At 33.2% G+C, this 25,163-nt stretch carries 15 protein-coding genes and 1 pseudogene; 11 read left to right on the top strand and 5 right to left on the bottom strand.

Features of this window, described 5'->3' with window-relative positions; translation table 11 throughout:
- Positions 1-22 precede the first annotated feature (22 nt).
- The 4 genes from B0M43_RS12565 to B0M43_RS12550 all read left to right on the top strand — a co-directional run bounded on the left by B0M43_RS12565 (position 23) and on the right by B0M43_RS12550 (position 7,833).
- On the top strand, positions 23-5,890 hold the full coding sequence (locus B0M43_RS12565) for a fibronectin type III domain-containing protein (RefSeq protein WP_078008100.1): 5,868 nt from the start codon (positions 23-25) through the stop codon (positions 5,888-5,890).
- 11 nt (positions 5,891-5,901) lie between these two features.
- Positions 5,902-6,393 (top strand): hypothetical protein, encoded by a 492-nt coding sequence (locus B0M43_RS12560; RefSeq protein ID WP_078008101.1) that lies wholly within the window; start codon positions 5,902-5,904, stop codon positions 6,391-6,393.
- A 10-nt stretch (positions 6,394-6,403) separates the two neighbouring features.
- On the top strand, positions 6,404-7,081 hold the full coding sequence (gene nfi / locus B0M43_RS12555) for a deoxyribonuclease V (protein WP_210418052.1): 678 nt from the start codon (positions 6,404-6,406) through the stop codon (positions 7,079-7,081).
- Positions 7,082-7,641: 560 nt separating this feature from the next.
- The gene (locus tag B0M43_RS12550; protein ID WP_078008103.1) at positions 7,642-7,833 is read left to right on the top strand and encodes a hypothetical protein; all 192 of its coding nucleotides are present in this window, start codon (positions 7,642-7,644) and stop codon (positions 7,831-7,833) included.
- A 114-nt stretch (positions 7,834-7,947) separates the two neighbouring features.
- Here the strand turns inward: B0M43_RS12550 and B0M43_RS12545 are convergent, their stop codons facing one another.
- The 4 genes from B0M43_RS12545 to B0M43_RS12530 all read right to left on the bottom strand — a co-directional run bounded on the left by B0M43_RS12545 (position 7,948) and on the right by B0M43_RS12530 (position 13,735).
- Positions 7,948-8,856, bottom strand: coding sequence for a LamG domain-containing protein (locus tag B0M43_RS12545; RefSeq protein WP_078008104.1), 909 nt, complete (start codon positions 8,854-8,856; stop codon positions 7,948-7,950).
- A gap of 409 nt (positions 8,857-9,265) precedes the next feature.
- Complete coding sequence (locus B0M43_RS12540; RefSeq protein ID WP_078008105.1) at positions 9,266-10,189, bottom strand: LamG domain-containing protein; 924 nt, start codon at positions 10,187-10,189, stop codon at positions 9,266-9,268.
- A gap of 374 nt (positions 10,190-10,563) precedes the next feature.
- The gene (locus B0M43_RS12535; RefSeq protein WP_065447924.1) at positions 10,564-11,604 is read right to left on the bottom strand and encodes a PLP-dependent cysteine synthase family protein; all 1,041 of its coding nucleotides are present in this window, start codon (positions 11,602-11,604) and stop codon (positions 10,564-10,566) included.
- A 70-nt stretch (positions 11,605-11,674) separates the two neighbouring features.
- Complete coding sequence (locus tag B0M43_RS12530; RefSeq protein WP_078008106.1) at positions 11,675-13,735, bottom strand: S9 family peptidase; 2,061 nt, start codon at positions 13,733-13,735, stop codon at positions 11,675-11,677.
- A gap of 138 nt (positions 13,736-13,873) precedes the next feature.
- On the opposite strand from B0M43_RS12530, the pseudogene B0M43_RS12525 reads away from it, so the two are divergent.
- Positions 13,874-14,200: pseudogene (locus B0M43_RS12525) on the top strand (YbaB/EbfC family nucleoid-associated protein); the annotation flags it as partial.
- Between the two features lie 596 nt (positions 14,201-14,796).
- Positions 14,797-17,496, top strand: a complete 2,700-nt coding sequence (gene adhE / locus B0M43_RS12520) for a bifunctional acetaldehyde-CoA/alcohol dehydrogenase (protein WP_078008107.1) — start codon at positions 14,797-14,799, stop codon at positions 17,494-17,496.
- 74 nt (positions 17,497-17,570) lie between these two features.
- On the opposite strand, the gene B0M43_RS12515 is transcribed toward adhE, so the two are convergent.
- Entirely contained in the window at positions 17,571-18,590 is a 1,020-nt protein-coding gene (locus B0M43_RS12515) for a low specificity L-threonine aldolase (protein WP_065447920.1), read from the bottom strand.
- A 559-nt stretch (positions 18,591-19,149) separates the two neighbouring features.
- On the opposite strand from B0M43_RS12515, the gene prfB reads away from it, so the two are divergent.
- From prfB to B0M43_RS12490, 5 genes are all read left to right on the top strand, one after another.
- Positions 19,150-20,248, top strand: a protein-coding gene (gene prfB / locus B0M43_RS12510; protein ID WP_121319030.1) for a peptide chain release factor 2 whose coding sequence is annotated in 2 segments (ribosomal slippage) — positions 19,150-19,212 and positions 19,214-20,248 — 1,098 coding nt in all. Because the reading frame shifts where the segments join, the coding sequence is not laid out codon by codon here.
- A complete protein-coding gene (locus B0M43_RS12505; protein WP_078008109.1) occupies positions 20,249-21,103 on the top strand; it encodes a hypothetical protein in 855 nt (284 codons plus the stop codon). It begins immediately after the preceding gene.
- Positions 21,104-21,199: 96 nt separating this feature from the next.
- On the top strand, positions 21,200-21,646 hold the full coding sequence (msrB, locus tag B0M43_RS12500; RefSeq protein WP_078008110.1) for a peptide-methionine (R)-S-oxide reductase MsrB: 447 nt from the start codon (positions 21,200-21,202) through the stop codon (positions 21,644-21,646).
- 637 nt (positions 21,647-22,283) lie between these two features.
- The gene (gene lpxD / locus B0M43_RS12495; RefSeq protein WP_065447916.1) at positions 22,284-23,282 is read left to right on the top strand and encodes a UDP-3-O-(3-hydroxymyristoyl)glucosamine N-acyltransferase; all 999 of its coding nucleotides are present in this window, start codon (positions 22,284-22,286) and stop codon (positions 23,280-23,282) included.
- Positions 23,283-23,522: 240 nt separating this feature from the next.
- On the top strand, positions 23,523-25,151 hold the full coding sequence (locus B0M43_RS12490; protein ID WP_065447915.1) for an acyl-CoA carboxylase subunit beta: 1,629 nt from the start codon (positions 23,523-23,525) through the stop codon (positions 25,149-25,151).
- Positions 25,152-25,163 lie beyond the last annotated feature (12 nt).

The following is a 25,163-nucleotide window of genomic DNA, read 5'->3' as shown; positions in this document are numbered from 1 at the left end:
TAAGATACTAACCTGACAGAAAATGGATAAACCTCAATTACCCAAAATGCTAAAAAAATTACACTTATATCTGTTGTTGTTCTTTTCCCTGATAGGATTAGCAAGCCATGCGCAAACCTTTCCTATCTCTATTACAACGCAAATTACACAGCCCTCTCCTATTTATTTAACTAAATATGCAGATGCAACTACGATCAATAGTCCCATAAAAATTCAGTTAGTCCTAAACGATTTAACGATTTCAAACCGTCAGGTGCGACTTAAGATTTATTTTCAGGGCAACGGAATTTCGTTTAGCACCAATGATTTTGTGGTAGGTGCAAAACCATTGTATCTAGAAGGAGGATTTCCGCTTCAGTTGACCAATGTCGATTTGGCTCCTTATTTCGAGTATCAAAACTTGTTAGGATTAAACCAGAATCAATATGCACAACCTTTACCAGAAGGTATTTACAACATTTATGTAGAAGTATATGATTTTGCTACAGGAAAAAAACTGTCTAAAAAAACAGGTTCAACTACTATTATTTTTCAAAATGATCCGCCATTTTTAAACCTGCCTTTGAATAATGCTTCGATCATGCAGCAAAATATTCAGAATATTGTTTTCAGCTGGACACCAAGAAGCATTAATGTCAGTAATGTAGAATATGAGTTTTCATTGGTAGAAATTTGGGATAATTACACACCGGTTCAAAATGCCTTTGCCTATTCGCCGCCGTTGTACACCACGACAACCAAAATGACAACCCTGCAATATAGTATGAGCGAACCTCAGCTTATTCCGGGTAAAAAATATGCATGGCGCATCAAAGCAAAAGCCATTATGGGTGCCGAAGAAATAGGAGTGTTTAAAAATAATGGTTATACTGAGATTTTTGCATTTACTTACGAAGTTTACTGTACCTCTCCCCTTGCCATTGCGACTTCAGGAGTTAGCGAAAATCAGGCAAAAATAACCTGGAGCGGTAATATAGAAAATTATGATTATCAGGTAAAATACCGCGAAAAAAATGCCAACTCAGAATGGTATAAAGTGGTAACACCTAGAGAAAATATCACGCTTAGCAATTTAAAACCAAACACAACTTACGAATTTACAGTAGGAGCATCTTGCGATCTGGGTAAATATGTTCATAGTACAATTAATGAATTTACAACCATTGCAAAAGACGAGATTGCTTTTGCAGGTTGTGGTATAAAACCAGACCCTAATGATTTGGCCAATAAAACGCCTTTACCAAATCTTTATCCTAATGACGTAGTTTCAGCAGGAGATTTTCCTATTGTGGTATTACATGCAACCGGAAGCAATGGTAATTTTTCAGGAGATGGGTATGTAACCCTGCCTTTCTTAGAAAAATTCAGAAAACTAATTGATGCAGCCGACGCTTTTGCAGGAAAAGACGAAAATGGAAAATCAAAAAGCAACATTGGTCAATATACCAGAATCCGAATCACTTTTAATAACATTGGTCTTAATACTGATTTTAAATTAATCTCAGGAGAAATTGTTGCCAGTTATGATCCTAACTGGAATGGTATGGTCGATGGTGATAAAATTATTACCAATGTGTTTGGTAAGGATGGAAAACCTACAGAAGGTAAAGTAAATTATGAAGTAAAATCAGCAGTACTAAATACAGACGGAAGTATTACACTTACAGGACCAAATGGACAGATTACAAATCTTCCAAAATCTTCTTATGATCAAGTGTATACAGACAGTACAGGTAAAACAATTAGTATTCCGGCAAATGGCAAAGGCGAACCTACTATATCGTCTCCTGCGACAGGAGGTAAATCATTAGCAACAAATACTAACGGAGTTTCTGATAGTGGTGAAGTTCTTCAAATATCTTCTCCTGACGTAACTATTGAGTTTAAAGATGGATCAAATAGTAAATATGCTTTTGATCAAAAACCAGATAAGGGTTCACCAAAACTTATAGAAACTTACGAAACTATTCCAATGCAAAATGGAAAAGTTTACAACGTAAATTATAAAGCTGTATCAGATTTAAATGGTCCTGAAACATTTATTGCAGAAGCTAATTTTAAAAACGGAAAAACAAAAGACGATATCGTTTTTAAGACAAATTCAGGAGCAACAGTCAACTCAAAATGGATTACTGAGAACAAAGCAGAAATTACCGTCAATAAAGCATTAACTTTTTCTAAAGGAAGTATTATTGCCACAGTAAAAGGTAATCAAGAAAAAGATCCTAAAGATGCCACTAAAACTATCGAAACTAAATCTGAAGTAGCTGGTAAAGTAAATGTTTGGCAACTAACACAAAAGCCTGTTATTAGTATAACTCTTTTAAGCGTAAATGGAGCAGCTATACCAAATAAAAATAGTGCAAAAGATTACCTTAATCAAGTTTACAATAAGGTTGGGATAAAGTTTGATGTTACAACTCAAGATGTAACTATTAGTTCGTTACCAAAGGAAATACAATGTGGTGACAGTGATATTCTAAATGTATATACAGATGGTCAGAATGCCATAAAAAATCAAATAGAATCAAATCCTAATTTTATCTATAATAGTGAGACATATTATATCATTTATACTGGAAAATCTGGCGAAAAAGGATATAAGGGGTTTATGCCTCTTGGAGGTCAATATGCCTTTGTATTTGACAATACTTTAAAAACAGCTGCACATGAATTAGGTCATGGCATTTTTGGACTTAAACATCCTTTTTCAAGCAAAACTGATGAAGGAAAAACAGATCTTTTAATGGATTATGGAACCGGCACTGTATTATCTCATAATGATTGGGATATTATTCATAGCGGTGGCTGGAAATTCTATGGTTTCCAGAAGAGTTCTTCTGGGGCTTTGGCGGGTGGTTATGGAATTACACCTAATTTCGAATTTATAAGTGCTGGAGAAAGTAACATAGTATCTACCAGAGCAAACCTGGTTAACAAAGGAATTTTATCAGGATTTTTGGATGCTTCAGGAGTTAAATATTTGTGGAACAACAATAAAAAAGCATATACAATAAATGGCGATGAAAATAAAGAACCATACACTTTACAACCTAAAAAGGTTTTAGAAAAAGATGATGTTCTTTGGCTTGTATATGATTATTCTACAGATTGTAATTTAATAAAATATGTACATACTACTTATGAAGAATTAACAAAAGAAAAAGATTTTCTAAGTACGGATAAGATTAAAGCCCAAGCTGCACTTGAGGCATACATAAACAAGATAAATAAAGTATCACAAAAAGAAAATAGCTTGGTATATTCAGCATATTTGAGTTGCGCTAATTACAGCGATGAAAATATAAATAACTGTTCTAGTTTGAGCAATGCTGAAGTAACAGCAAATATTGATATTATAGAAAAAGCTATTGATGATAAATTGAAAACATTTTCTGAACTAGAAACAATATTCAAAAACGTCTTATCAACTTGTTTACTTGAAAAACTTCCTTTTAAAATTAGGAGCAAAATTTTAGAAAAATACTATGAAGTTACTGATGATTCCCAATGGGAAATTAGCTATGGTATAGCATCAACTGAAGATCACTTTTTTATTAAAGATGTTTTTTTAACTACTCCCGAAAATCAACAAAAATCATTAGTTGAGGAAATTAAAAATCAAAATTATAAGTGGATAACTAAATTGTTCGATCAAGGAAAAACTATTAAAGGCTTTGGTAATGATGTAAATTACAACCAGGTATCAGAAATATTTTTAACTTTAGGAAAATGGGCTATAAACAATTATGAGTCCTTAAAAATAGAGCCTACCAAAAAACAAATTGGTATTCCTGTTACAGAATATTATCCGGGAACACAACCATTTATTTTAGGTGCAGGTGACTATACTGTAGTAATAAATAGCGGAAAGGAGACAGAGTCAAGAATTATAAGTACTACTTTAGATGTTGTCAATGGAAGAATCTACTTTTATAACAAGTATGATTTAATTGATTTAAGAACTTATGTCAGTGCTACTGGATCTCCTAGTCCAAAAAGAGATGCAATAATTGAATATAAAGAAGATTATCAGCCTTTTGAGCCAATTACAATTATAGCAGGAACAACAAATAAATTTGGACTCGAAGTAGGCAAAGAATACGTAGTTCCATCAATAGTTGCTCTTGCTTTTCAGGGAATTTTAAAAGAAGATTTTTCATCTGAAAATCTTAGAAAAGCTGGTAATTCGGTAATGATATTATCCGGTACATTAGCTGCACCTTTTTCTGGTGGCGGTTCGCTTGTAGCTGTTGCTGCAAGTATTTCAACTGGAGGTATTGCTGTAGGTTTGATGGATAATTATATGCAATCAGAAATAAAAGAAGGAAGATTGGACTCTAATAGTACTCTTTGTAAAGTTTGGGATGATGTATATATATCTTATAGCATATTAGATGGTGCTGGCGGAGTTGGAAATCTGGCTGTTAATTCTTATCGCGCATTGTCTACAGTTAATTTCTTAAACAATTTCAAAAATTTTGAAGGACTTGTTAATGCGGCAAGCAATTTTAAATCAGGCTCTTTATTGAATGGTTTTAACGAAATAAAAACTGCTGTTTCTGGTGGAGTAGTGAATACGAAGCTTCTAAATTCTATTAAAGTTTTTAATAAGTTTGATAATTTCATTAGTCCTTTTAAAAACTTTGTAAGCAAAAAAGCTGTTTACGGAGCTGCTGCTGCAATGTTACTTAACATATCAGTTGATGGAGTCGAATTGGTCAGCAGTGCCAATAAAGTTGGAAATGTTACAGAATTTGTAGTTAACTCAGCAAGGGCCGAAGGTATTACTGTAGAAATAGCTAATCAATTAACTAGCAAAACAGCAAATTTAATAGAAGATTTAAATAATGGGGCTACAGTAAGTATTAAAACAACAGCAAATGGAGTCGCACAAGAGGGTAAAATAGCTTTTGCAAAAATTGATGATAGTAATGTAATTATTGCTACACAAATAAACAATAAAATTGTTTATAACATTATAAAAATGTCTGGCAATACAGCTCATTTGTATCAAAGTCAAAATAAAAGTAATGATTCAGAGCAGAAAACTAAATGTGATTACTGTCCTGATATCAACACATTCGAATCTGAAATGTGTAAAAAATTGACAATACTTGCTACTAATACTAATAATTCGAAAGGAGTAAAAGAGTTATGTGCAAATGGTATTTCTCTTTCAATTGTCAACAAACTCTTAACATATGATCCAAGTATTCAAAAGATATTTATAGAAGATTTTATATATGCGGATTCACAAACAATCAAAAACTTTGATTTAAGTTTATTAGATTTGTGGAAGAAATATAATATTGTATTCAAAGGAAGAAAATATATTACAGACGAAGGTCAATTTGAATCTTGCCAAAATGTTTCGGACAAACATCCATCTGGATATCTTGGAAATCTAGCGCAAAAAGTAATACAAGCTGAACCTCCTTCTTCACAGGAGCAGGTAGTTGTAGGCGTGACACATCCATCTTTTGATGGAGAAGTTTTTTTAGGTTATAATTTTAAAAAGGGAGATATTGCAGAAGAACAAATATTTCTTTCAACCGGATGTCATCCAATATTGCGAGACAGAATAAAATATATGGATTTTATCCGAAATAGCGTTACTGATAAAGATGGAAAGATAATAAATCCTGAATTTGCAAACAAACTATTAGATATTGATAATCTAGATAAATTATCAAGAGCTGGACGAGCTGGTTATCATGGAGAGGTTAGAGCATTAAGTGCTGCTTTATATAAATTAGGCAACAAGGCAAGTGAACAATCTTTATCTGAATTTGATATGTTTATTCGTAGTAAAGGAGATAAAGTTATGCAAAGATGCCCAAATTGTTTCCATATTTCTCAGGGCGTAAAAGTTTTAGAAGGAAAATAATATAAAATGTTATGATAATTAAGTTTAAAGATATTGAATACAATTTTTTCTATCACAATAGTGATGATTCGTGGATAAGTAGAGATTTAATCAGTTTAAAAAGCAAAAATTTCGTATTTAAATTTCGTATAGAAATACAATTAAAAGAATTTAGAAATAAAGAATTTGATCAAACTCTTATATCAGATTTTTTATTATTTCTAGAACAGAATTTGCATGAATTAGATCCTATAGCTCAAAAAATATTAATTCCATTTAATGAAATAATAGATAATGAATTTTTAAATCAACGAGAAAAATTTAGTTTTCAATTTGATACAATATATTATAAAGAACCTGGAAGACCGATTAATTCATTTTATGATAAAGTAGGTTTTAATTATTCATTAGGTTATCAATTATTTCATTCTGATTATGTAGAATGCTATGCTCCATATACAGTTTACTATGTTGATTTTCTTAATCACACTCTAATTGGTTGTCGAGTAGATTTACCATATTAAAAATTTAAAAATGAATGACAATTTATTTCATGAAGAACCAGAATTTAAGCAACTTTATGCTTTGCAAAATAGTCTGAGCGAAAAAGTAATCAAAGAAGATCAATTAGTATTACCTATACAATATATTGCAGGAGTAGATGTTGCATATAATGACGCCTCAGATAAAATGATTGGAGCAATAGTTATTTTAGATTCAATTACTTTTAAAGTTGTTGAGGAAGTGTCACATGAAATGGAAATTACTTTCCCATATGTTCCTGGTTTATTTTCTTTTCGAGAAATTCCACCTTTAATTGAGGCCTTTAAAAAACTAACAATTAAACCAGATTTAATCGTTTGTGATGCCCAGGGAATAGCTCATCCGAAAGGAATTGGCATGGCAACACATTTAGGAATAGAGTTAAATATTCCAACAATTGGATGCGCAAAAAAAAGATTAGTTGGTAGTTATGATAAAAATCTTTTAGGCTTAAAAAGAGGAAATACACAAGACTTAATTTATAATAATAATTTGGTTGGAAAGGTATTAAGAACACAAGATAATATCAATCCAATGTATGTATCTGTTGGTCATAAAATTTCAATTAATACAGCTATTTCTTGGATCCTTAAATTAACCCCAAACTACAGGCTTCCTGAAACTACTAGAAACGCTGATCATCTAGTTAATTCACTTTTAAAGAATTAAATATTTTTTTTTCTATTTATAAAATATAATATTCAAAAAGCCTTCTGAAAACTAAACTCAGAAGGCCCCGATCGCTCGGATATATCAACGCAACGATAGTGAGGAAATCCCGATCGCTCAGATATATTAACGCAACGATAGCGCGGAAATTCTTTCCGTGCCCGTTGCTATAAGACACAAGAAAAAAGTCATAATTAAAGAAATCTATTAAATTGAGAGATTGTTTTTCTACTTCAATGACAATCATGCAGATTTAGAAATTAATTTAAGTTAGTTCTTCTAAATTGATATACTTTGCGGGCACGGAAAGAATTTCCGCGCTATCGTTGTCTAAATCTGACATATCCGAACGATCGTGTTTTAGAAGGCTCTTTTTTAGAATAAACTTAGTATAAGGCAATATAAAAATATGTAAACTTTTTCAGTGCAATAAAGACGTCTAATTTCTCAAGGATTTTTGTTCGCTCTCATTGTTTATATATACTCTAAATAAGCTCTGGATCGTTTAAAAAGCATATTATCTCATATATTTGCTCCGAAACAAGAAATTAAAGATATTTATGAAAAACTCTCAATATACTAAAGTTGCCGTAATAGTTATGGTAGTTTTATTTGTAGTCGTTAGTGTTGTTGGATGTAGTACTCATGTACACCATAGCAGTCCTGGCAAAATTCCACCAGGACAAGCTAAAAAAATGTCAGGAAGTAAAAGTGCAAAAGCATATGCTCCCGGACAACAGAAAAAGAAATAATAAAAAACGCCTTCTCTAAATCAGAAGGCGTTTTTCTATTTGCAAAAACTTAAATCACGTTCTAATACAAAATGCAATTAGAAATCCGATTTAAGATTTGATTTATATTGTAATTTACTTTTTAGAAGGATTATTTGTCACTTTAATCAAATATGTTCCTTCCGGTAAATCTCCAATATTAGAAGCATTACTTCCGGCTATTTTTTTTCCTTGCGAGAAAACCTCAACAGTTTTAGAACCAGTATTTGCTTCAGTTGTACTAGCCGAAACAGACGGTAACGATTTTGCAGCAACTACAGCTTTTGCAGGACTAGCTTTTTTTATTGCATTAGAAGACTGAGCATTTTCCGTTACAGCTGTAGTAGTTGGTTTCGAACTATTATAAGATTCCATAACTTGCTCATCTGTCATTGCAACGCTGTATATTTTAAGATCATCTACATCAGCATTTATCCCAACCGTACCATTCAACGCACCTAATCTCAAAATATATCCTTTTGTTAAGCGCGAAACTCCTTCAACCGATTTTAATAATTCTCCGTTACGGTATATTTTTGATTTACTACCATCATAAGTCACACTATATTGGTACCAAACGTCTTTTGCAAGAGGAACTGAAACTATAGTATTATTTGTATCTCCCCATCCCACAAGACTTAAATCTGAATTTCCTGATGATACAGCTTGCTGCAATAAACCAAAATACTGAGTATTTACTGCGCTGCCATAGCCAAAAATATAATTTACCGAAGTAATAGTATTAAATTTTATCCAAATAGATATTGATCTCGGTTTGTTGTCTTGAGGAAGATCTCCTACTACACCCTGCAACGCTTTGTTAGTGAGGCGCTGTGCTCCTTTTGCGACTCCCATTCTGTCATTTACAAAATTAGGAGCACCTAAAAATGAGATTGTATTATCGGTATTGTTCAAATTTCCATTGAAATTGAATTCCTGAACCGGATTTTGGGCATTGGTATTTAAAAAACTTACAAACAGTAATGTCAGTAATAATTTTTTCATATGTAACAGATTTTAGGGGATTTTAAAAAGTGTTCTTACAAACACCAAATTATAATATAATGCACAAACTAAATTAAAACTACATAGCAATCAATTAATAAAAATTAATAATTACATTCATTTAAAATTCAATTGTAGTTTCATATTTTTTGTTAAAACTATAAATTTTATTCAAAGTTACCAAACTACTATTGAGTATAAGTACGATATTCTTATTTTAATTAATAAAAATCAAAACTAAATGACATTGTTATTACCATTTGTAAAAACATCTTTACAAAATTTTTTTTTACATCAAAGAAATAATCAAAAGGCCACCTAAAGCAAAACTTTACAAGGCCTTTACTATCTAAAAAAATAAATTGAGACTTAATCAAAGCAATACTCACTAAAAAATAAAATGTTCTTTTTAATTTGAAGTTATCTTTTTTGAAGTTGCGTTTGTTATTTTCAACAAATAGGTTCCTTCAGGAAGATTACTTATACTGATTGTATTATTATCGTTTCCATAAATCTTCTCTCCTTGCGAGAACACTTCAACATTTTTCGTGACATCATTAAGATCCGCCGGTGCAATAATTGTTGGAGAAGTAGGCTTTGTACCAGTTCTTGATTTAACCGCGGCCTTTTTTATTGTTTTTGCAGTAGTTGCTGGTTCAACAGCAGCTATTCTAACAGGTTTAGAGCTATTGTACAATGCCACAACCTGCTCGGCAGTCAAAGCGACATCATAGATTTTTAAGTCGTCTATATCAGCATTAATACCCACTGTTGTATTTATTTCCCCAAGTCTAAAAATATTCCCTTTTGTAGCACGTGTAATTCCATCTACAGATTTTAATAATTCTCCGTTACGGTATATTTTAGAAACTTTTCCCTCGTAAGTTATCGTATAATTGTACCAGGTATCTTTTGCAATCGGAGTAGAAACAATTACATCATTAGAAGCTCCCCAACCAGCCAAACTTAAATCTGAGTTAGCAGAAGTGGTTCCTTGCTGTAATAAGCCACAGTATTGTGCATTATAAGCTGTACCATAACCCCAAATATAATTTGCAGAAGCAATATCATTTAATTTTACCCATATACTAACTGATCTTGGACTATTGCCCTGAGGAAGATCATCCACAACGGCTTCCATAGCTTTATTAGTTAATCGTTGCGCTCCTTTTACCAATCCGGCTCTGTCTGTAACAAAATTGTTTGCTCCAATAAAAGAAGTGGTATTAGCTGTATTATTTAAAGTCCCATTGAAATTAAACTCCTCAATTGGATTTTGAGCATTAACATTCAAATAACTTACAAACATTAAAGTGAGTAGTAATTTTTTCATAATAGTGATTTAGGGATTAAAAAACATTGTGTCTTTTAACACTGCTAAACTATATTATTATGCATTCGACCTGAAATTTATTCGACAACGAACCTAAATAATCGTTTAAATAACAAAAATAGAGGATTTCAAAATCTTAAGTTTATTATTATACTAATAGTCATTTTATAAAAATGATAAATTAAAATCATTTAAAAATATAATTTCTTACGTATAAATACGGTATTCGCAAATAAAATTAAAACATTAACACTTGATAATAACGTGATTAATGCTAAAACTTAGCAGACCAATCAAAAATTCTTTACAAAGCACAAAAAAAAACTCCATTCGATTTTACGAATGGAGCTTTATATTAAAAAAAAGCAGTTGAACTACTTTACAAATTCAATTTTTTGAACTTCTTCTTCATTGACACTGTCAAAGAATCCTTGTTCGTTCATCCAGTCATCGCTAAATACTTTACTCATATAGCGAGAACCGTGATCGGGGAAAATAGCGATAATATTACTGTCTTTAGTAAATTCACCTTCCTCTGCGTATTGTTTAATGGCCTGCATTACTGCTCCTGAAGTATATCCAACAAATAATCCTTCTTTTCTGGTGATCTCTCTGGCAGAGTGAGCACTTTCCTCATCAGTTACTTTAATAAACTTGTCGATGATGTCGAAATCTGTAGCAGATGGAATAAGGTTTTTACCTAAACCCTCAATACGATACGGATAAATTTCTTTGTTATCGAATTCTCTTGTTTCGTGGTATTTCTTTAAAACTGACCCAAAAGCATCTACACCTAGAATTCTAATATTTGGGTTTTGCTCTTTTAGGAATTTTGCAGTTCCGGAAATAGTTCCTCCGGTTCCGCTACAAGCTACAAGATGTGTAATTTGTCCTTTTGTCTGTTCCCAAATTTCAGGTCCGGTAGTGTTATAGTGGGCATCAATATTCAATTGATTAAAATACTGATTGATGTAAACTGAGCCTTTTGTTTCTTCGTGCAAACGTTTGGCTACGTTGTAGTAAGATCTCTCATCATCTGCCGAAACGTGTGCGGGACAAACATAAACCTTTGCTCCTAAACTTCTCAGCATGTCAATTTTATCTTTCGATGATTTTGAGCTTACTGCTAAAATACAATTATACCCTTTTATAATACTCACCATTGCCAAACTAAAGCCCGTATTACCTGATGTCGTCTCAATGATCGTATCACCTGGCGTTAGGATTCCTTTTTTCTCAGCTTCTTCAATAATATATAACGCTATTCTATCTTTTGAGGAATGTCCTGGATTAAAAGCTTCTACCTTTGCGTAGAAATTACCTTCTAACTCTTCGGTAATTTTATTTAGCTTAATAAGTGGGGTATTACCTATTAACTCTAAAACATTATTATAAGCGTTTATTTCTTCTTTCATAAAAAAATAGTTAATCGAAGGTATTTTTAAATACCCTTGATAGGTTGCAAATTTAACAAAAAATTTCTAATTAGCTTTTAATTTTTTCTAAATCTAATAAAAAACTAAATTCCTTTGCTAAGTCTCTTAAAGCTTCAAAACGTCCAGAAGCTCCACCATGTCCTGCATCCATATTGGTATCTAAAAATAAAAGGTTATTATTTGTTTTTAGATTCCTCAATTTAGCCACCCATTTAGCTGGCTCCCAATACTGTACCTGCGAATCATGCAATCCAGTAGAAACATACATGTTGGGATAGTTTTGTGCTTTTACATTATCATACGGTGAGTAAGATAACATATAATCGTAATATTTTTTATTGTTTGGGTTTCCCCATTCGTCGTATTCTCCTGTTGTTAATGGGATACTGTCGTCTAGCATTGTTGTAATAACGTCGACAAAAGGCACCTGAGCAATCACCCCGTTATATAATTCCGGAGCTTCATTTATAATTACGCCCATCAAAAGTCCTCCTGCAGATCCTCCTTCGGCATATAAATGTTCAGGAGATGTAAAATTTTCGTTAATTACAAATTTAGAGCAATCAATGAAATCTGTAAAGGTATTTTTCTTTTTTAACAGTTTTCCGTCTTCATACCATTGTCTTCCTAAATCTTCTCCGCCTCTAATATGTGCTATGGCATATACAAAACCACGGTCTAATAACGAAAGTCGCGTCGATGAGAAATAAGTATCCATTGTAATTCCGTAGGATCCGTATGCATAGAGCAATAACGGATTTTTACCATTTTTTTGTAATCCTTTACGATAAATCATCGAAATTGGCACCTTTACACCATCTCTGGCAGTTGCCCAAATACGCTCTTCAATATAATTTTCTTTATCAAATTTTCCGCCTAAAACCTGTTGCTCTTTTAAGATTTCTTTGGTTTTAGTTTTCATATTAAAATCAATCACAGACGAAGGCGTTGCCAGCGATTGATAACTGTAACGTAAAACATCTGTATCAAAATCGATATTGGTTGTCGTGTAAGCGTTATACGTTTCACTGCCAAAAGGAAGATAATAATCTGCATCGTCGTTCCAAGGCATGATGCGAATATGATTTAAACCGTTTGAGCGTTCTTCAACGACCAGATAATTTTTAAAAATTTCGATATCTTCTAGCAAAACATCTTCTCGATGCGGAATAACGTCTGTCCAGTTTCTCTTTCCTGTCTTATTTTCAGGCGTTTTCATCAACTTAAAGTTGGTTGCCTTGTCTTTATTCGTTAAAATGTAAAAAGAGTCCTCAAAATGCGAAATACTGTATTCTAAACCACGAACACGAGGCTGGAACACAACAAATTCTCCATCAGGAGTATCTGAATTCAAAATTCTGTATTCAGTCGTCAAAGTGCTTCCTGAACCTATTACAATATATTTTCTTGATTTTTCTTTGCTTACAGAAACATTAAAAGTATCATCAGTTTCATTAAAAACTAAAACATCTGTAGTAGATGCTGTGTTTAATTTATGTCTAAAAACCTTATCAGCTCTTAAAGTCACCTCATCTTGTTTGGTATAGAAAATAGTATTATTATCATTTGCCCAAACAGATCCTCCGGTTGCATTTTCGATTTTATCTGATAAAATTTCGCCTGTTTCTAAGTTTTTGATCTGAATCGTGTAGATTCTTCTTCCCACAATATCAACTCCAAAACTGGCAAATTTGTTATTGGGACTCACACTTAAACCTCCCAGTTTAAAATAAGTATGGCCTTTTGCTAGTTCATTGCAATTGAATAAGATTTCTTCATCTGCCGAAAGGCTTCCCTTTTTTCTTGAAAATATTGGATAATCCTGACCTGTTTCGAAACGAGTGATATAATAGTAACCATTATAAAAATAAGGAACTGATGAATCATCTTCTTTTATTCTGCCTTTCATCTCTTCATACAAATTTTCCTGAAGCTCTTTTGTATGCGAGGTCATTTTCTGGTAATATGAATTTTCCTGATTCAGATAATCAATAACTTCGGAATTTTCGCGGTCATTTAACCAAAAATAATTATCAATTCGTGTTTCTTTATGTTTTTTTAATGGTTTTGGAATTTCTTTGGCTTGTGGAGCCATTATATCGTTTTGCATTGATTAAGCATTAGTTTTTAAATACGAAGGAGCAAAAATACTACAAAGACAATAGAACCAAATTAATTTTTTCATAAAATATTCTATTGATATGATAAAGCAATATACTAATTTTGTACGAAACAATTTAAAAAATCAACAAAAATGGATTTAATGGGAATGATGGGTAAACTTAAAGAAACCCAACAAAAAATTGAAGATACTAAGAAGCGTTTAGATACTGTTTTGATTGATGAACAAAGCGCTGACGGATTACTAAAGGTAACATTAACTGCAAATAGAAAAGTAAAATCGATCTCTATTGATGATTCTTTGCTTGAAGATAAAGAACAATTAGAGGATTACTTGGTAGTAACGCTAAATAAGGCAATTGAAAGAGCTACAAGCGTTAACGAACAAGAACTTGATGCTGTTGCAAAAATGGATATGCCAATGATTCCAGGAATGGATAATTTATTCAAATAAGAGATTTTTTTTACTTCTTTTAAATAAAATCCGATACATTTTTAACTAAATGAATCGGATTTTTTTATGTCTTTCTCCTACTCTTTTTTCTTTTAAAATTTCTTTGTTGCAATCGAAATAGTTCTGTCTTTACGTTTTTTTTACCACTATAAATTTACTTGCTTTTTCTTTTTTTAAAGATCGCAAACTCCCCCTTTCCATACTTCTTTTTAGCTCGTTTTTTTAAGCATAAAATAGTGACTTTCAACAGAAAACGTTTGCGTAGATTTTTTTTTCGACTGACAAATATCAGCTTTATTCTCTTGATATGTCTTGATATTTGATACAGATAAAAAGCTAAAACCAACAGGATTTTATTTTTATCAGAAGTAAAACCGCATCAATATTTTTTCTTTAGTAAGCGAATATTTGTAAGGATAAGTCAAATCAAAAACAGTAAAAACAACACAAAACACAGGATAAGAAATTAGTTACAAAATAGATTTTTAGAGTTAATTATACATCAGACTCAAAAAAACTTTTGTCCATAAAATAACTAGTTATCACAATCTATAAAACTGCATTAAAAGTGAATATTAACTATAACACAAATTATTATGAATGAGAAAACTTTAAGTCCAAATGGAACCGAAAACAAAACAGCAGAAAAACAAAGTGCTGGATTAGTAAAAGATACCGTAAAGGAAACTCTAAAAGTTGATGCTATTGCTCATGTCGAAGAACTTGCCAAAAAAGGAGCAATTGCTCTGGAACAATTCCTGGACCTTAATCAGGAGCAAGTTGATTATATTGTGGCCAAAGCCTCTGTTGCTGCCGTAGACAAACACGGCGAACTTGCTTTGCATGCTGTTGAAGAAACAGGCCGTGGTATTTTTGAAGACAAAGCAACCAAAAATATGTTTGCTGCTGAAAATGTAACCAATAGCTTAAAAAATTTAAAAACCGTAGGTATTATAGGAGAAGATCAATTATCCGGAATTGTAGAAATTGCAGAACCAGTGGGAGTAATTTGTGGTGTAACACCAACAACAAACCCTACTTCTACTACTGTTTTCAAGGCTTTAATCGCCCTTAAAACCCGTAATCCAATTATATTTGGTTTCCATCCTTCGGCTCAACAATGTTCTAAAGCTGCTGCAATTGTAGTTCGTGATGCTGCAGTTGCTGCAGGAGCTCCGGAAAATTGTATTCAATGGATCGAATATCCATCGGTAGAGGCAACAAATGCTTTGATGAATCACCCTACAATTGCAACCATTCTGGCTACCGGAGGAAACGCAATGGTTCGTGCCGCTTATTCTTGTGGTAAACCTGCGCTGGGTGTTGGTGCCGGAAACGTTCCCGCTTATATCGAAAAAACCGCCAATATAAAACAAGCTGTCTATGACATTGTACTTTCAAAATCATTTGACTGGGGAATGATTTGCGCCTCTGAACAAGCTGCTATTATCGATAAAGAAATCTATGAAGAAACAAAAGCAGCTTTTAAACATCATCATGTTTATTTTGCTAATGAAAAAGAAAAAGCAAAACTAGAAGAATTAATGTTTGGAGTTACTGCAAAAGGTGTAAACTGCGGTGGTGCAAAATTAAATCCAAATATTGTTGGAAAGTCTCCGCAATGGATTGCACAACAAGCTGGTTTCTCGGTACCTGAAAATATTGTAATTATTGCAGCAGAAGTAACAGAAGTTGGCGTAAACGAGCCATTGACCAGAGAAAAACTTTCTCCTGTACTGGCAATTCTAAAATCAAATTCAACTGCTGAAGGTATAAAATTATCTGAACAAATGGTCGAATTTGACGGATTAGGACACTCAGCAGCCATTCATACAAAAGATGAAAAAATAGCCAAAGAATTTGGAGTGGCAGTAAAAGCCATTCGTGTAATCTGGAACTCTCCTTCGACTTTTGGAGGTATCGGAGACGTTTACAATTCATTTATTCCATCTCTTACCCTTGGATGCGGATCTTATGGAAAAAACTCTGTTTCAGGAAATGTTGGAGCAATAAATTTAATCAATATCAAGCGAATTGGTAGAAGAAACAATAATATGCAGTGGTTCAAAGTCCCTTCAAAAATCTATTTCGAGCCTAACTCGATTCAATATTTAAAATCAATGCAATCTCTTGACAAAGTTATGATCGTAACTGACTTGAGTATGCTAAAACTTGGTTTTGTTCAAAAAATTATAGACGTATTAAATCGTCGTGCCAACAAAGTCGATATTAGAATTTTCTCTAATGTAGAACCGGATCCAAGCATTGAAACTGCCAGAGCAGGTGCCGAAACAATGTGTGAGTTCCAGCCGGATAGTATTATTGCATTAGGAGGAGGATCTGTTATGGATGCTGCCAAAGTTATGTGGCTACTGTACGAACAACCTCAGGTTTCGTTTGATGATGTCAAACAAAAATTCCTGGATATTCGTAAACGTGCGGTAAAAATTCCAACTTTAGGAACAAAAGCAAAAATGATTTGTATACCAACGACCTCAGGAACTGGTTCAGAAGTAACTCCTTTTGCCGTAATTTCAGATCATTCTGTCAATAAAAAATATCCTTTGGCAGATTATGCTTTTACGCCTACTGTTGCTATTATTGACTCTGAGTTAACGAAAACTGTTCCTCCGTCAGTTATTGCAGATACCGGAATGGATGTACTTACGCATGCAACAGAAGCATACGTTTCTATTGTAGCGAATGATTACACAGACGGACTTGCGCTGCAAGCTATTAAAATGGTATTTCAATATCTGGAGAGAACCTACCTTGACGGTAAAAATGATGACGAGGCACGCGATAAAATGCACAATGCATCAACAATTGCAGGTATGGCTTTTGCTAATGCAATGCTAGGAATTTCTCACTCTATGGCCCACAAAATTGGAGGAATGTTCCATACGCCGCACGGTCGCACAAATGCCATTTTATTGCCTTATGTTATTAAATACAATGGCGAAGTTCCCGGAAAACTTTCGGTATGGCCTAAATACTCTACTTATAAAGCAGATCAAAAGTATTTCGAAATTTGCCAGGTGTTAGGTCTTCCTGCAAAAGGACCAAAAGACGGTCCACAGGTTTATGCTCAGGCCTGTTACGAATTGGGTAAAAAAGTAGGAATAAAAATGAGTTTTAAAGAACAAGGTCTTGATGAAAAAGAATGGCTTGCAAAACTGAATATACTTGCCATGAATGCTTTTGAAGATCAATGTACTCCGGCAAACCCTCGTTTACCTTTAGTAAAAGATATGGAAGAAATTATGCGTAAAGCATATTACGGAGAAAAAATCTAAATATAAATTTAGATAAAAACTTAAAAACCGCCTTTAAATTAAGGGCGGTTTTTTTTATTTTTTTAAAATAGGAATTAAAACTTCTGAAGCGTTTCAATTACATAAGTATGCATTACTTCTTTATAATCTAAATGAGTTACAACCCTTAATTTATTGTGCCCCATTGAGCTTATCAAAATATTTTTTTGTTTCAATTTTTCAATCAAAAGCTGATCACTATAGCCCTCTGCTAATGAAAAAATCAAAATATTAGTTTCTACAGGTTCAATATGAGATACCCAGGGTTTCGTACTTAAAATTGCTGCGATCTCTTTTGCACGTCGATGATCTTCTGCCAATCTTTCGATATTATTGGCCAAAGCATATAATCCAGCTGCAGCCAAATAACCCACCTGACGCATTCCTCCTCCCAATATCTTTCTGATTCTCAACGCTCTGTGAATATCAGCTTTGCTACCTAACAAAATAGAGCCTATTGGAGCTCCCAATCCTTTTGATAAACAAACCGAAATAGTATCGAAAATAGCACCAAAATCTTTCGGATTTTGTCTTTTAGCTACCAGTGCATTCCAAATTCTGGCTCCATCCAAATGGAATTTTAAATTATTGGCATCGCAAACTTTTTTTATTTCTCTTAGATCTTCTAACTCATAACAAGCTCCGCCTCCTTTATTGGTTGTGTTTTCTACACAAACCAAACTCGTTAACGGACTATGATAAAACTCCGGATCGTTAATGGCTGCTGCTACCTGATTTGCGGTAATCATACCTCGATTTCCATCTAATAAACAACAAGAAACGCCACTATTAAACGAAACTCCTCCACCTTCATAATTATAAACGTGTGCAAATTTATCTGCAATTAATTGCTCTCCGGGTTGTGTATGTAATTTTATAGCGGTTTGGTTGGCCATGGTTCCTGACGGAAAAAATAGTCCGGCCTCCATACCAAAAAACTCAGCGACTCTGGTTTCCAACTCAATAACTGTAGGATCTTGTCTGTATACATCATCGCCAACATGAGCGTTAAACATATACTGCAACATTTCGTTTGTAGGTTTGGTAATAGTATCGCTAATTAAATTTATCTCCATATTCTAAAAAGTATATCTTTTTTGTAAAGCAAAATTACGTATTACTGATAGTTATTCTTGGCAAGTTTTGCTAAAATTTAACTTGTAAATACAATTAAACCAAATTAACGCAATATTTGCCAAAATCATATAAAACTACCATTAATATTCTAAAATTGATTTATAATCTTAATAACCAATTTGTTAGCTAAAAAAAATACGCAGTTGATATGCCATACAGAGCAAACAAATAACTACTTGATAATCAGATAAATATTTAATAATAAAAATAACATGAAAAAAGTGCACAATTTTTACTAGCGACGAGCCATCCATAAAATATTTTTCTCTTTTTTTATCTTAACTAAATAATTACTGAAAGCAAATTATATTTCGGTAACTTATTTAAACCGACAGACTTTTTAGAGACTATTTTATATGTTAAAATTTATGCTATAATCTAAAAACTATATCTTATTTTTGTACAATAAAAATTACGTATTGATTTAAAATTATTTTTTATAGATCCATTTTATCAACCACGTAAAATTCAAAAAACAAATAAAACTACTATTAATTTATGACAACTACCGAACAAATAAAAGGTATTGTGGAGCGCCTTGGTGCGTTGAGGAGGTATCTTTGACGTTGATGCCAAACTAATTGAAATTGCCAACGAAGAAGAAAAAACCTTCGCACCCGACTTTTGGAACAATGCAAAAGAAGCCGAAGTCATTGTAAAAAACCTTCGAAACAAGAAAAAATGGATCGAAGATTACAACAAAGCCATCGAACTTACAGATGAATTACAACTTGCCTATGATTTTTATAAAGAGGGGGAACTTTCTGCAGAAGAATTAGACGAGCATTATAATACAACGCAAGCTCATATCGAAAACATCGAGTTCAAAAATATGCTTTCTGACGAAGGTGATAGTTTAAGTGCCGTTGTACAAATTACTGCCGGAGCCGGCGGAACCGAAAGTTGTGATTGGGCAGGAATGCTAATGCGTATGTATATGATGTGGGGAGAAAGCTATGGCTTTAAAATAAAAGAACTAAACTTTCAGGCTGGCGAGGTTGCGGGAATTAAAACCGTTACGCTGGAATTTGAGGGCGATTATTCTTTTGGATATTTAAAAGGAGAAAACGGTGTACATCGTTTGGTTCGAATCTCTCCTTTTGATAGTAATGCCAAACGTCATACTTCATTTGCATCTGTATACGTTTATCCACTTGTTGATGACAGTATCGAAATCGACATTAATCCTGCCGATATTGAAATTACAACTTCCCGATCCAGTGGTGCCGGAGGACAAAATGTGAATAAGGTCGAAACCAAAGTACAATTGGTACACAAACCAACCGGAATCCAGATTCAATGTTCTGAAACACGATCTCAGCAAGACAACAGACAACGTGCCATGCAAATGTTGCGTTCGCAATTGTATGAAATCGAATTGAAGAAACAGCAGGCACAACGCGCTGATATCGAAGCCGGAAAAATGAAAATCGAATGGGGTTCGCAAATACGTAATTATGTAATGCAGCCTTACAAGTTAGTAAAAGATGTTCGTACAGGTTATGAAACCAGCGATGTAGATGGCGTTATGAACGGAAATATTGATCCTTTCCTAAAAGCATTTTTAATGATGATGGGGCAAAGAGAGGAAGAATAAATGAATAAATATATCAAAGGTTGTTTAGTAATTATAGGTGTCATTATTACTCTGGTAGCAATAATAATTGGTTGGTTCTTTTGGTCATCAGATCACCGAAGAAAACAAGCCGAAATTGATTCAATTGAATTTTCAAAAGAATGCGACACAGTCAAACTTATTACTGAACAACCTGAGATTCAGTTTGCAAAATTCAAAAAGAATGAAATTAATATTCTTAAGTTTCAGATACTAAGACAAGGAAAATTTATTGAGGACACATTGATTAAAAATGGGTTCAATAAAAGAACCACTTATGATGAATATAGATCTATTACTATTCCTTACAAAGCATTTTTAAAAACCGATACCATTGTAATTACCACACAAAACAAATTGCATTATTATATTTCCGGCTATCATCATTATGCGTACTTACATTACGGAATGACTGGCTATGTGGGAAGCAATGACTGTAGATTTTCTGACAATCCTACAATTAATAATGAAGTTTTTTTACGACCTGTACTTTTTAGGGAAAACGGATGGATTAACCCTGAAATATCCAAGCATATTCATAAAATTAGCGTATCTGATAGCATAGCCTATTATGGTTTTACAAAAAAATGCAAAATAAAAATAGAAGATGCAGAGCGTATCCTGAAAGAAAAAAGAAAAGATCAGGTTTTTAGATCTACAACAACTAATGGGATTGAGGTTGGTCCAAAAAATAGTTACTATTTATTTGGCGAAGAAACAGAATCAGGAACACTTCCTGATGATCTTGTTCCTAGAAATCTTAAACATTATGTGGTTAAAATAAATTGCGAAACTGGAGAATATAAACGATATGAGAATTATCCATTTGATAATTAATTGCTTACTTTTATAAGTAATGGTAATTATTCTTATTAGTTTTTAACTATCTGAAATAGTAACTTTATTCAATCTTTTTAATTTAAAATTACGACAATGATAAAATGGGCAGATATAATTCGTTTTACGAATAAAGGAAATCTAACTCCGGATAAAAGAGTGGAGAAAACACCGGAAGAATGGAAACAGCTTTTAACGCCGGAAGAATTTCAGGTGGCACGATTAAAAGGTACCGAAAGATCTTTTAGTTCTGAACTTTGCAGTTTATTCGATCCGGGAATTTATGAATGCAAATGTTGTGGCACTTTACTTTTTGACGCAAGCGAGAAGTTTGAATCAGGAACAGGCTGGCCGTCTTTTACACAACCGCTAAAAGAAAATGCTATAGCTTATCACGCAGACAAATCATACGGAATGATTCGTGTTGAGGTGGTTTGTAACACCTGCGATGCACATTTGGGGCACGTTTTTCCCGATGGTCCTGAACCAAGTGGTTTGCGTTATTGCATCAATGCTATTTCTCTTTCTAAAATAAAAGAATAAAAAATCTAAAAAAGCGATTCCTTATAATTTAAAGTGAATCGCTTTTTTTATTATAATTTCATTTTAAATGAGAATAAAATTTAAAAAAGCTTTCAATTTAACTCCTGAAGAAAATACATTCCAAATTAACCTTAGGATTTAACTTACCAATTTTACAATTTTTTAAAATTAAATTGCAAACAAATTCAAAAAAAATCAAAAAAAACGTTTCATTTCTATTATTTGCTTTAAATAACTACTACAAATCAGCAAAAAACCCATCTTCAAATCAAACCTAGAGAAACTTACAAAATAACATGACCCTTTAATGAGCGATTAAAACGGCTATTTACTATCCAAAACAATTAAAATCAATTGATTTAAAACAAGATAAGAGAGCTTCGATTCATTGGATGGTTGTAATTTAAAAGTATTACTATTGACCACTTAAAACCTACAAAATACGTAAGTTAAAAATCGATTTTACTCTCAGGAATTCGAAAACAATCAAAAAATTAATAGAATTACTGTTAAAATTGTAATCTTTAAACTATTATTTAAAATACTATTTAAAAAAGTTCAAAATAAGATTAGGTAATTTAAATCTAATTGATTTTATTTGGTGCGAAATAACCCCTAAAACAATTAAATTCATTCGATGAAATCCTATTCAATTCAAGAAATTAATGAAGTTATTAATGGCGTAATTTACGGCACGACTTCGCAAACCATTACAGCAACAGAACAATTAGAAAAAGCCACCACTTCTGAAATTTCTTTTATAGGAAATAAAAAATATGAAAAATTCTGGGAAGCTTCAAAAGCTTCAATTGCAGTTGTTAACGAAGACATTTCAATTGAACCTGGAGATAATCGTGCTTTTATTAAAGTAAAAAATGCTGATTTGGCTATGTCTCAGATTCTAGCACTTTTTGCTCCTCCTACCCCAATATTTCGCAACAATATCCATAAGTCAGCAAATGTTGATGAAACAGCTGTAATTGGAGAAGGTGCCAGAATTGGTGCAGGCTGTTATATTGGCCCTAAAGTTGAAATTGGTGCAAACACAACTATTTATCCAAATGTTACTATTCTAGACGAATGTACTATTGGCAAAAACACTATTATATGGTCAGGAGCCGTAGTTCGTGAGCGTTGTCATATTGGTAATGATTGTATCATTCACCCAAATGCTACAATTGGCGCTGATGGTTTCGGATTTCGTCCTTGCAGCGAAAAAGGCTTAGTTAAAATTCCACAAATCGGAAATGTAATTATCGGTAACGGAGTTGAAATTGGAGCAAATACCTGTGTCGATCGTGGAAAATTTAGTTCTACAGTTCTTGGCGACGGATGCAAAATCGATAATTTAGTTCAAATTGGACATAATAGTAAATTAGGCAAATTTTGTATTATGGCCGGAAATAGCGGTTTAGCCGGTTCTGTAACATTAGGAAACGGTGTAATTATTGGCGGAAGCGCTTCTATAAAAGACCATACAACTATTGGAGACGGTGCGATTGTTGGTGCAGGTTCTGGTGTTGTTGGTGATATTCCTGCCGGAAAAACAATGTTGGGATATCCTGCTGTAGAAGCTCGCGATGCATTAAAACAATGGGCTATTTTGAAAAGAATGGTTTGCGATTCAAAAAAATAAAACTCATTATTACATCAATATAAAATAAAAACAGAAGTTCGCTTCTGTTTTTTTTATGCTTTAAAGTAAAATCTAATCAAGTACAACAAATTTAAATTCTTCTGCTACTTCCTGAGGAAAGCATAAAAAAACGAACAGATGACCAATTTATATTTTCACTTCAGCAAAACATTTTATTATGCGGGTTTCAATTGATTTTGTAAATTAGCCAACACTATTTTGTAAAAACCACAATATATCATGGATTTAAACTTCAATAAAAACGAAGATCACAATAAACTATTACTTTCTGACTTAAAACAAAGATTTGCGAAGGTAAAACTGGGTGGAGGCGAAAAACGTATCGAAAAATTACACGCCGAAGGAAAAATGACAGCCCGCGAACGCATCGCTTATCTATTAGACGAAGGATCAAAGAATATTGAAATTGGAGGATTTGTTGGAGACGGAATGTATGCAGAACATGGTGGTTGCCCTTCCGGAGGAGTTGTTATCAAAATAGGCTACATAAGAGGCAAACAATGTATTGTAGTTGCCAATGATGCTACTGTAAAAGCCGGTGCCTGGTTCCCTATTACCGGAAAGAAAAATCTTCGTGCGCAGGAAATTGCCATGGAAAACAGATTGCCTATTATTTATTTGGTCGACAGTGCTGGGGTTTACTTGCCTCTTCAGGATGAAATTTTTCCCGATAAAGAACATTTTGGCCGAATCTTTAGAAACAATGCCCAAATGAGCAGTATGGGCATTACCCAAATTGCTGCGGTTATGGGTAGCTGTGTTGCCGGAGGTGCTTACTTGCCTATTATGAGCGACGAAGCCTTAATTGTCGATAAAACCGGAAGTATTTTTCTTGCCGGAAGTTATTTGGTAAAAGCTGCCATTGGAGAAACGATTGATAACGAAACTTTAGGCGGTGCTACAACACATTGCGAAATTTCTGGTGTGACCGATTATAAGGCTAAAGACGATAAAGACGCATTAGATAAAATAAAAAATATAGTAGATAAAATAGGCGACTATGATAAAGCGGGCTACAACCGAATCAAATCTGAAAAACCTGCCTTAGAGCCTAAAGACATTTACGGAATCCTTCCAAAAGCGAGAAACGAACAATACGATATGATGGAAATCATCAATCGTTTGGTTGATAATTCAGAGTTTGAAGCTTATAAAGACGGTTATGGTCAAACCATTATTACAGGTTATGCCAGAATTGATGGCTGGGCGGTAGGAATTGTGGCCAACCAACGAAAAGTGGTTAAAACCAAAAAAGGAGAAATGCAGTTTGGCGGAGTTATTTATTCTGATAGTGCCGATAAAGCCACACGATTTATTGCTAATTGTAATCAGAAAAAAATTCCGTTAGTATTTGTACAGGATGTTACCGGTTTCATGGTAGGATCAAAATCTGAACATGGCGGCATCATAAAAGACGGTGCTAAAATGGTAAATGCCGTTAGTAATTCGGTAGTACCTAAATTTACTGTAATTGTTGGTAACTCATACGGAGCAGGAAATTACGCTATGTGCGGAAAAGCCTATGATCCAAGATTAATTTTTGCATGGCCAAGTGCAGAACTTGCTGTTATGGGAGGAACTCAGGCTGCAAAAGTTTTAGCCCAAATTGAAGCTTCTTCGCTTAAAGCAAAAGGAGAAATCGTAGACGAAGCCAAAGAAGCAGAATTATTTAATAAAATTAAAGCAAGATACGATGAACAAACTTCTCCATATTATGCTGCTTCAAGATTATGGACAGATGCCATCATTGATCCTTTAGATACACGTACCTGGATTTCTATGGGAATTGAGGCAGCCAACCATGCTCCTATTCAAAAACAATTTAATTTAGGTGTTATTCAAGTTTAAAAATTCCTGATT

The sequence above is a fragment of the Flavobacterium sp. KBS0721 genome, from assembly GCF_002007065.3.
Lineage (GTDB): Bacteria > Bacteroidota > Bacteroidia > Flavobacteriales > Flavobacteriaceae > Flavobacterium > Flavobacterium piscis.
Note: the sequence above shows the minus strand (reverse complement) of the source record. Positions and strands in the feature narration are given on the sequence as shown.

What these genes read in the sequence shown, in the direction of transcription:
- lpxD (WP_065447916.1), top strand. Translation starts at nt 22,284, where the DNA reads ATGAAATCCTATTCAATTCAAGAAATTAATGAAGTTATTAATGGCGTA.
- B0M43_RS12550 (WP_078008103.1), top strand. Translation starts at nt 7,642, where the DNA reads ATGAAAAACTCTCAATATACTAAAGTTGCCGTAATAGTTATGGTAGTT.
- B0M43_RS12530 (WP_078008106.1), bottom strand. Translation starts at nt 13,735, where the DNA reads ATGCAAAACGATATAATGGCTCCACAAGCCAAAGAAATTCCAAAACCA.
- B0M43_RS12560 (WP_078008101.1), top strand. Translation starts at nt 5,902, where the DNA reads ATGATAATTAAGTTTAAAGATATTGAATACAATTTTTTCTATCACAAT.
- B0M43_RS12535 (WP_065447924.1), bottom strand. Translation starts at nt 11,604, where the DNA reads ATGAAAGAAGAAATAAACGCTTATAATAATGTTTTAGAGTTAATAGGT.
- B0M43_RS12490 (WP_065447915.1), top strand. Translation starts at nt 23,523, where the DNA reads ATGGATTTAAACTTCAATAAAAACGAAGATCACAATAAACTATTACTT.
- B0M43_RS12515 (WP_065447920.1), bottom strand. Translation starts at nt 18,590, where the DNA reads ATGGAGATAAATTTAATTAGCGATACTATTACCAAACCTACAAACGAA.
- adhE (WP_078008107.1), top strand. Translation starts at nt 14,797, where the DNA reads ATGAATGAGAAAACTTTAAGTCCAAATGGAACCGAAAACAAAACAGCA.
- B0M43_RS12565 (WP_078008100.1), top strand. Translation starts at nt 23, where the DNA reads ATGGATAAACCTCAATTACCCAAAATGCTAAAAAAATTACACTTATAT.
- msrB (WP_078008110.1), top strand. Translation starts at nt 21,200, where the DNA reads ATGATAAAATGGGCAGATATAATTCGTTTTACGAATAAAGGAAATCTA.
- B0M43_RS12540 (WP_078008105.1), bottom strand. Translation starts at nt 10,189, where the DNA reads ATGAAAAAATTACTACTCACTTTAATGTTTGTAAGTTATTTGAATGTT.
- nfi (WP_210418052.1), top strand. Translation starts at nt 6,404, where the DNA reads ATGAATGACAATTTATTTCATGAAGAACCAGAATTTAAGCAACTTTAT.
- B0M43_RS12505 (WP_078008109.1), top strand. Translation starts at nt 20,249, where the DNA reads ATGAATAAATATATCAAAGGTTGTTTAGTAATTATAGGTGTCATTATT.
- B0M43_RS12545 (WP_078008104.1), bottom strand. Translation starts at nt 8,856, where the DNA reads ATGAAAAAATTATTACTGACATTACTGTTTGTAAGTTTTTTAAATACC.